6 protein-coding genes are annotated in these 6,821 nt (G+C 63.9%); all 6 read left to right on the forward strand.

From position 1 onward, the window contains the following. Positions 1 to 99: 99 nt before the first annotated feature. The 6 genes from pstC (at position 100) to KMAL_RS12430 (ending at position 6,678) form a co-directional block, all read left to right on the forward strand. Complete coding sequence (gene pstC, locus KMAL_RS12405) at positions 100 to 1,065, forward strand: phosphate ABC transporter permease subunit PstC (protein ID WP_408887924.1); 966 nt, start codon at positions 100 to 102, stop codon at positions 1,063 to 1,065. A 15-nt stretch (positions 1,066 to 1,080) separates the two neighbouring features. After that, positions 1,081 to 1,998, forward strand: coding sequence for a phosphate ABC transporter permease PstA (gene pstA, locus KMAL_RS12410; RefSeq protein WP_110096000.1), 918 nt, complete (start codon positions 1,081 to 1,083; stop codon positions 1,996 to 1,998). Further along, positions 1,998 to 2,801 (forward strand): phosphate ABC transporter ATP-binding protein PstB, encoded by an 804-nt coding sequence (gene pstB, locus KMAL_RS12415; protein WP_180999821.1) that lies wholly within the window; start codon positions 1,998 to 2,000, stop codon positions 2,799 to 2,801. Before pstA ends, pstB begins: the two co-directional genes overlap by 1 nt. 19 nt (positions 2,802 to 2,820) lie before the next feature. Next, positions 2,821 to 3,525, forward strand: coding sequence for a phosphate signaling complex protein PhoU (phoU, locus tag KMAL_RS12420; RefSeq protein ID WP_110096001.1), 705 nt, complete (start codon positions 2,821 to 2,823; stop codon positions 3,523 to 3,525). Positions 3,526 to 3,767: 242 nt separating this feature from the next. Next, entirely contained in the window at positions 3,768 to 4,778 is a 1,011-nt protein-coding gene (pstS, locus tag KMAL_RS12425) for a phosphate ABC transporter substrate-binding protein PstS (RefSeq protein ID WP_110096002.1), read from the forward strand. Positions 4,779 to 5,001: 223 nt separating this feature from the next. Next, positions 5,002 to 6,678 (forward strand): OprO/OprP family phosphate-selective porin, encoded by a 1,677-nt coding sequence (locus KMAL_RS12430; RefSeq protein ID WP_110096003.1) that lies wholly within the window; start codon positions 5,002 to 5,004, stop codon positions 6,676 to 6,678. Positions 6,679 to 6,821 lie beyond the last annotated feature (143 nt).

Here is a 6,821-nt window from a genome sequence, read left to right on the forward strand (position 1 = left end):
TTAACACAGACGCGGCAGGATTATTATTGATCCGTGCTGTTGCCATTGTCTAACCCTGACCCTGCGTTTTGCATATCAGGAAAAGACATGGCGCAATACATGGCCACCACCACAATTTCGGATGCGTCCACCAGGGCCGCCGCGGCGTCGGACCGCCGTGGGGACATGGTGTTCGCAACGGTCGCGCGCATGGCGGGCTGGCTGATCCTGCTGGTCATGGCCGGGATCATCATCGTCCTTGTCGCCGGTGGCTGGCGCGCGCTGGCCAGTTTCGGCCCGCAGTTCCTGACCAGCACCGCATGGGACCCGGTGACACAGCATTTCGGGGCGGCGACGTCCATCTTCGGCACGCTGGTCACCACGCTGGTCGCGCTGGTCTTTGCCGTGCCGTTCGCGTTTGGCGTGGCGTTCTGGCTGGTGGAAATGGCCCCGCCGGCGCTGGCGCGGGTGATTGAAACCGCGGTCCAGTTGCTGGCCGCCGTGCCGTCGATCATCTTCGGCATGTGGGGCTTCTTCATTGTCGTGCCGTTCATGGCCCACCATGTCGAACCCGCGACCAAGCACCTGCTGGGCCATGTGCCGGGCATCCGGCTGCTGTTCAGCGGCGCGCCCTATGGCACCGGGCTGCTGACGGGGGGCGTGGTGCTGGCGCTGATGGTCACGCCCTTCATCTGTTCGGTGATGACGGACGTGTTCACCTCCATCCCCGCCGTGCTGAAGGAAAGCGCGTTCGGGCTGGGCGCGACCCGGTGGGAGGTGATGCGCAAGGTCGTCGTGCCATGGTCGCGCCAGGCGGTGATGGGCGGGATCATGCTGGGCACCGGCCGCGCACTGGGCGAGACGATGGCCGTCACCTTCGTCATCGGCAACGCCAACCACATGGGGTGGTCGCTGTTCGCGCCGGGCAACACGATCGCGTCGCTGATCGCGCTGGAATTCCCCGAAAGCCCCGCCGGGAGCCTGAAGCTGTCGGCGCTGCTGGCGCTGGGCGCGATCCTGATGATCATTTCGTTCATCACGCTGGCCTGCTCGCGCATTTTCCTGCGCCGTGGCGCCGCGGAATAAGGAAAGGGCGCAACCATGGTGACCCAGAACCCGGCCCCCACACCGGCCAGCATCCCCGCGGCGCCCGCCGCCAGCGGGTGGCAGCGCGGCGGCGCGCAGGCGATACGCCGCCGCATCACCGACCGCGCGGTGGGCGTTGCGTGCATCGTTGCGACCGTCGTGGTCGTGTACCTGCTGTTTTCCATCCTGTGGACGCTGATCGTGCGTGGTGGGGCGGGGCTGTCATGGCCGACCTTCACCCACAGCACGGCGGCCCCCGGCACGGGGGGCGGCCTGGCCAACGCCATCGTCGGCAGCCTGGAACAGACGGGACTTGCCGCCCTGATCGGGACCCCGCTGGGCATGATGGCGGGCGTGTACCTGTCAGAGTTTTCCGCTGACGGGCGCATCGTCTCGCTCGTGCGGTTTGTGTCCGACATGATGCTGTCGGTGCCCTCCATCCTTGTCGGGCTGTTCGTCTACCTGATCTTTGTCGAACCGGCGGGGCATTTTTCGGGATGGGCGGGCATGTTCGCCCTGACGATCCTGTTCATCCCCGTCGTGGTCCGCACGACCGAGGACATGCTGCGCCTTGTCCCGCGTGCGATGCGCGAGGCGGCCTATGCGCTGGGCGCGCCGAAATGGCGCGTGATCCTGAGCATCTGCCTGCGTGCCGCGCGCGGCGGCATCATGACCGGCGTGCTGCTGGCGCTGGCGCGTATTTCCGGCGAAACCGCGCCGCTGCTGTTCACCTCTCTTGGCAACCTCAACTGGTCCACCAGCCTCAATGCCCCGATGGCCAGCCTTCCCGTCACGATCTACCAGTATGCGGGATCGGCCTATGACGACTGGGTGCAGATGGCGTGGACCGGCGCCCTGCTGATTACCGCCGCCGTCCTTGCGACCAGCATCCTTGCCCGCTGGTGGCTTCTGCGTAATGGATCCGTAAAATAATGAACACGACCGTCATGGATGATGTGGCCCCCGCGCCCACGGACGTCGCGACCCCTGCGCTGTCCATACGCAACCTCGACTTCTGGTATGGGACGAACCATGCGCTGAAGAACATCTCCCTCGATTTCCCCGAACGCCAGGTAACCGGCATGATCGGGCCGTCGGGATGTGGCAAATCGACGCTGCTGCGGATCCTCAACCGGATGTATGACCTCTATCCGGGGCAGCGCGCGACTGGCGAGGTGATCTTCGACGGGCGCAACATCATCGCGCCGGGCGTGGACGTGAACGTGCTGCGTTCGCGCATCGGCATGGTGTTCCAGAAACCCACCCCGTTCCCGATGTCCATATACGACAACATCGCCTTTGGCGTGCGGCTGCATGAACGCCTGTCCCGCGCGGAGATGGACCAGCGGGTCGAGGACGTGCTGCGCCGCGTCGCCCTGTGGCCGGAGGTGCGCGACCGCCTTGGCGCTTCCGCCGCCGCCCTGTCGGGCGGGCAGCAGCAGCGCCTGTGCATCGCGCGCACCATCGCCACCCGCCCGGAGGTCATCCTGCTCGATGAACCGACCAGTGCGCTCGACCCCATCTCCACCGCGCGGATCGAGGAACTGCTTGATGAACTCAAGCGTGATTTCTCCATCGCCATCGTGACGCACAACCTGCAGCAGGCCGCGCGCTGTGCCGACCGGGTGGCGTTTTTCTACATGGGGGAACTTGTGGAGGTCGATACGGCGGACCAGATGTTCACCGCCCCGCACAAGAAGCAGACGCAGGACTACATCACGGGCCGCTTTGGCTGAGACAGGAAATATCGAGACCATGCCGAACGAATCAGCACATACGGTCCATAGCTACGAGCAGGAGCTTGAGCACCTGCGCTCCCTCATCAGCCAGATGGGCGGCCTTGTGGAACGCCAGACGTCGCAGGCGATCGCCGCCGTGGTGGACCATGACGAGGACGCGGCCATGGAGGCCCCGGAACTCGACCCCCGTGTCGATGACCTCGAACGCCAGACCGAGGCGCTGGTGATCCGCCTTCTGGCGCTGCGCGCGCCGATGGCGGGCGACCTGCGCGAGGTCGTCTCGGCGCTGAAGATTTCGGGCGACCTTGAACGCATCGGTGACTGCGCGGCCTCGATCGCGCGGCGTGCGCTGCGTGGGGAACTGCTGTCCTATCCCGTGTCCGTCACCGGGCTGCGCAGCATGGGACGCCTGGTACAGGAAAACCTGCGCCGCACCATCGATGCGATGGACCGGCGTGATCCCGACCTCGCGCGGGAGGTGTGGCAGTCGGACATGGCGGTGGATGAACTCTATGTGTCCATGTTCCGCGAACTGGTGACGTACATGATGGAGGACCCGCGCAATATCGGGCCATGCACGCACCTGCTGTTCATTGCCAAGAATCTGGAACGCATTGGCGATCACGCCACCAACATCTGTGAACGCGTCTATTACGCCGCGACGGGGCGTATCCTGCCGGTCGTGCGGCCGCGTGGCGGGATCGCGGATCAGGATATTTAATTCAAAAGTTTTCGGGTGTCGCCTTTTTTCAAAAAGGTGACGTTTTCGAAGCTTTTTGAAAAAAGCTTCACCAAAAACCTCTGTTTTTCCGGGCGGTTTCTGCATGGGGTGGGGTTTCATAAAACTGTCATGAAACTGTCACGGATATATAATCCCGCCCCCTGAATCCGCCGTTATATTTGCCCGCGTCCGCTGGATATTCACCTGCATATCCGGTCGTTGTATTGGGGAACAAAAGTATTATGTACTTTCCTGTCCGATTTCTGGCGCTCGCCCTTGCGGCAAGTGCTGCTCCGGTCCTTGCGCATGCCGCCGACATCACGGGGGCGGGCTCCAGCTTTGCCGCGCCGATTTACGGTGCGTGGGGCGCGGACAGCCGCAGTTCGATCGGGGTCAGCCTGAATTACCAGACTGTCGGCTCCAGCGCGGGGCAGAACCAGATCCTGGCGAAGACCGTGGATTTCGGCGCATCCGACGTGCCGATGGACGCGCAGAAGCTGGACGCCGCCCACCTGTTCCAGTTCCCGACCGTGATGGGCGGCATCGTGCCCGTCGTCAACGTGCCGGGCGTGCCCGCCGGTTCGCTGCAGCTTGATGGCCCGACGCTTGCCGCCATCTATCGCGGTGACATCGAGCAGTGGAACGATCCGAAGATCGCGGCCCTGAACCCCGGCCTGAAGCTGCCCGATACCGCCATCGCCACCGTGCATCGCGCCGACGGGTCGGGCACGACCGCCGTGTTCACGTCCTACCTTGCCCGCGTGTCGCCCGAATGGAAGGCGGCGCAGGGCTCTGGCGCCTCCATCTCCTGGCCCGGCGGGATCGGCGCGCGTGGCAATGACGGCGTGGCGGCGTCGGTGCGCAATACCGAAGGCGCGATCGGTTACGTCGAATATGCCTTTGCCGCCAACACCCACATGGCGACGGTCAAGCTGAAGAACCACAGCGGCGCGTTCGTGGCCGCGGGCCTCGACAGTTTCAGCCGCGCCGCCGAGGCCGCAGACTGGAAGGGTGCGTCGCATTTCGCGGTGGACCTGATCGACACCAACGGCGCGGGCGCGTGGCCCATCGTGTCGCCGACCTATGTCCTGGTCTATGTGCCGACGGCGCAGGCGGAACATGGCGCGGCAGTGCGTAAGTTCTTCGGCCATGCCCTGCAGGACGGGGACAAGGCTGCCAACCGCCTTGATTACGTGCCGGTGCCCGCCAATGTGAAGGCGGACATCCTGCAGAAATGGGACAGCGCGAAGTAACATTCTGCCAGAGTAATAAAAGTTTCCGGTGACGCCGCCTCCTGAAAAGGTGGGGCGACCCCCCGAAACCGCGAAGACTGCCGTGGACCTGCCCTGAAAAGGGCAGGTTTTCGCGCATGTGCGATTGTCATAAAAGCTTCATGAAACTGTCTTGGAAACATAACACACAATAAAGCGCGGACAGACTACACCACAATCATCTTTTATTTACGGAATGAATAAGATGATTCGCCGGTCTGCCGTTTCGTTCTTTCTGGCTTCTTCCGCATTGTGGGGTGTCATGCCCATCGGGCAGGCCCGCGCGACATCCGCGCAGGATGCCCAGATCCAGCAGCTCCAGCGTGAAATGCTGGAAATGCGGCGCGAGATGTCCGGACAGATCAGCGCCCTGCGCCAGCGCCTGGTCCGGGCGGAGGGACGTTCGGCCGCCACCACGCAGCAGCATACGCCGCCGGTGCGCCATGCCATGGCCCGGCCGCCCGGCGCGCCGATGTCGCCCGCAATGGCCAATGACATCGCGATCGGCGGGGATACGGGTGTGGGGATGAACGGCTCCGTCAGCGGCATGCTGCGTTCGTCCGATGTGGGCACGCCGCCGTCCGATCGCGGGATCGATTCCTCGTGGAAGTCGTTCCGCGCGGCGACGGAGAAGGAAGAGGCCGTCCATTTCGGTGGCATGATGATCGGCTTCCCCGGCGGCCGTCCCACCATCTCGTCCGAGGATGGCGCATACGCCCTGCAGATCGGCCTGGCATTCCACGAGGACGTTGGCGGGTTCATGGGAATGTCGCCGCGCGCGGGCGAAAGCAAGGGCCTGTTCCCCGGCCTGACGGAAAATGCGCGCCGCCTGCGTATTCCCATCTCCTTCCGCTACAAGAACTGGATTGCGAACATCACGCCCGATTTCGGCGCGGGCAGCGCGGATGGTTCGGTGACGCTGTATGAGGCGAACCTGAATTACGCGGGCATCCACAACACGGTCCTGACCGCCGGTTACTTCCAGCCGCGCGTGACGGAAGAAGATTCCGAAAGCTCCAACGAATTCGAGATGATGGAGCGTCCCGCCATCACCGACATCGTGCGCAACATCGCCGCTGGCGACGCGCGCTTCAGCCTTGGCGGCCTGCATTATGCCAAGCGCTGGTGGATCGCGGGTTACGTGACGGGCCAGACCTTCGGCAACCGTTCCTCCGCCGTGGTCAGCGACAGCCAGACGGGCGCCACGTTCCGTGTCGCGGGCCGTCCTTATGTGTCGCGCGATGTGGACGTGCATGTCGGCATGTCGGCCATCAGCGCGTTCAAGGTGAACGAGACCGCCAATGGCCGCGTCTATTCCCCGAGCGAGGCGCCGGAAGTCAACCTGACGACGACAAAGCTGCTGAGCGCCACCGTGGGCAATGCGGGTACCGTCTGGTCCGCTGGCCCCGAACTCGGCTTCCGCTGGAAGCGGCTGGTGCTGAAGGGCGAATACTACCATATCGGCGTGCAGCGTAAGGGCACCGAGGCGACGGGCAACATGCCGTCCACCAATTTCGAGGGCTATTACGGGGCTGCCAACTATACCCTGTTCGGCAAGGGACGTTCCTACAACATCAAGGAAGGCGCATTCTCCGCCCCCGGCGTGGAACATCCCTTCAACCCGGCCACGGGCGACTGGGGCGCGCTGGAACTGTCCGCGCGGTACAGCGTGGCGGACCTGAACAGCAACCTTGGTGGCCTTGGCGGTGTGCGCGGCGGGCAGCAGACGGTCTGGTCGGCGGGTGTGAACTGGTATCCCAACCGCCATTTCCGCTTCATGCTGGACTTCAACCACTTCATCGTCAGCCGCAACAGCCAGATGTATAACCTGATGGGCCGTGACGGCAATTCGGTGGCCGGGCGTATCCAGGCGGCGTTCTGATCCGGTCTTGTCCTAACAGCCTGTCGGGTTGGGCATTTTGCGGCTGATAACGCCAAGGCTGACCTGGCTTATGCTGCCTGAAGCCGCGCCATTCTTTTACAGTTGTATGCGAGAGCAACGAGTGTCCATTCGGTCGTGACTTT

It is taken from the genome of Novacetimonas maltaceti (genome assembly GCF_002906255.1).
Taxonomy (GTDB): Bacteria; Pseudomonadota; Alphaproteobacteria; order Acetobacterales; family Acetobacteraceae; genus Novacetimonas; species Novacetimonas maltaceti.

What these genes read in the sequence shown, in the direction of transcription:
- pstC (WP_408887924.1), top strand. Translation starts at nt 100, where the DNA reads ATGGCCACCACCACAATTTCGGATGCGTCCACCAGGGCCGCCGCGGCG.
- pstA (WP_110096000.1), top strand. Translation starts at nt 1,081, where the DNA reads ATGGTGACCCAGAACCCGGCCCCCACACCGGCCAGCATCCCCGCGGCG.
- pstB (WP_180999821.1), top strand. Translation starts at nt 1,998, where the DNA reads ATGAACACGACCGTCATGGATGATGTGGCCCCCGCGCCCACGGACGTC.
- phoU (WP_110096001.1), top strand. Translation starts at nt 2,821, where the DNA reads ATGCCGAACGAATCAGCACATACGGTCCATAGCTACGAGCAGGAGCTT.
- pstS (WP_110096002.1), top strand. Translation starts at nt 3,768, where the DNA reads ATGTACTTTCCTGTCCGATTTCTGGCGCTCGCCCTTGCGGCAAGTGCT.
- KMAL_RS12430 (WP_110096003.1), top strand. Translation starts at nt 5,002, where the DNA reads ATGATTCGCCGGTCTGCCGTTTCGTTCTTTCTGGCTTCTTCCGCATTG.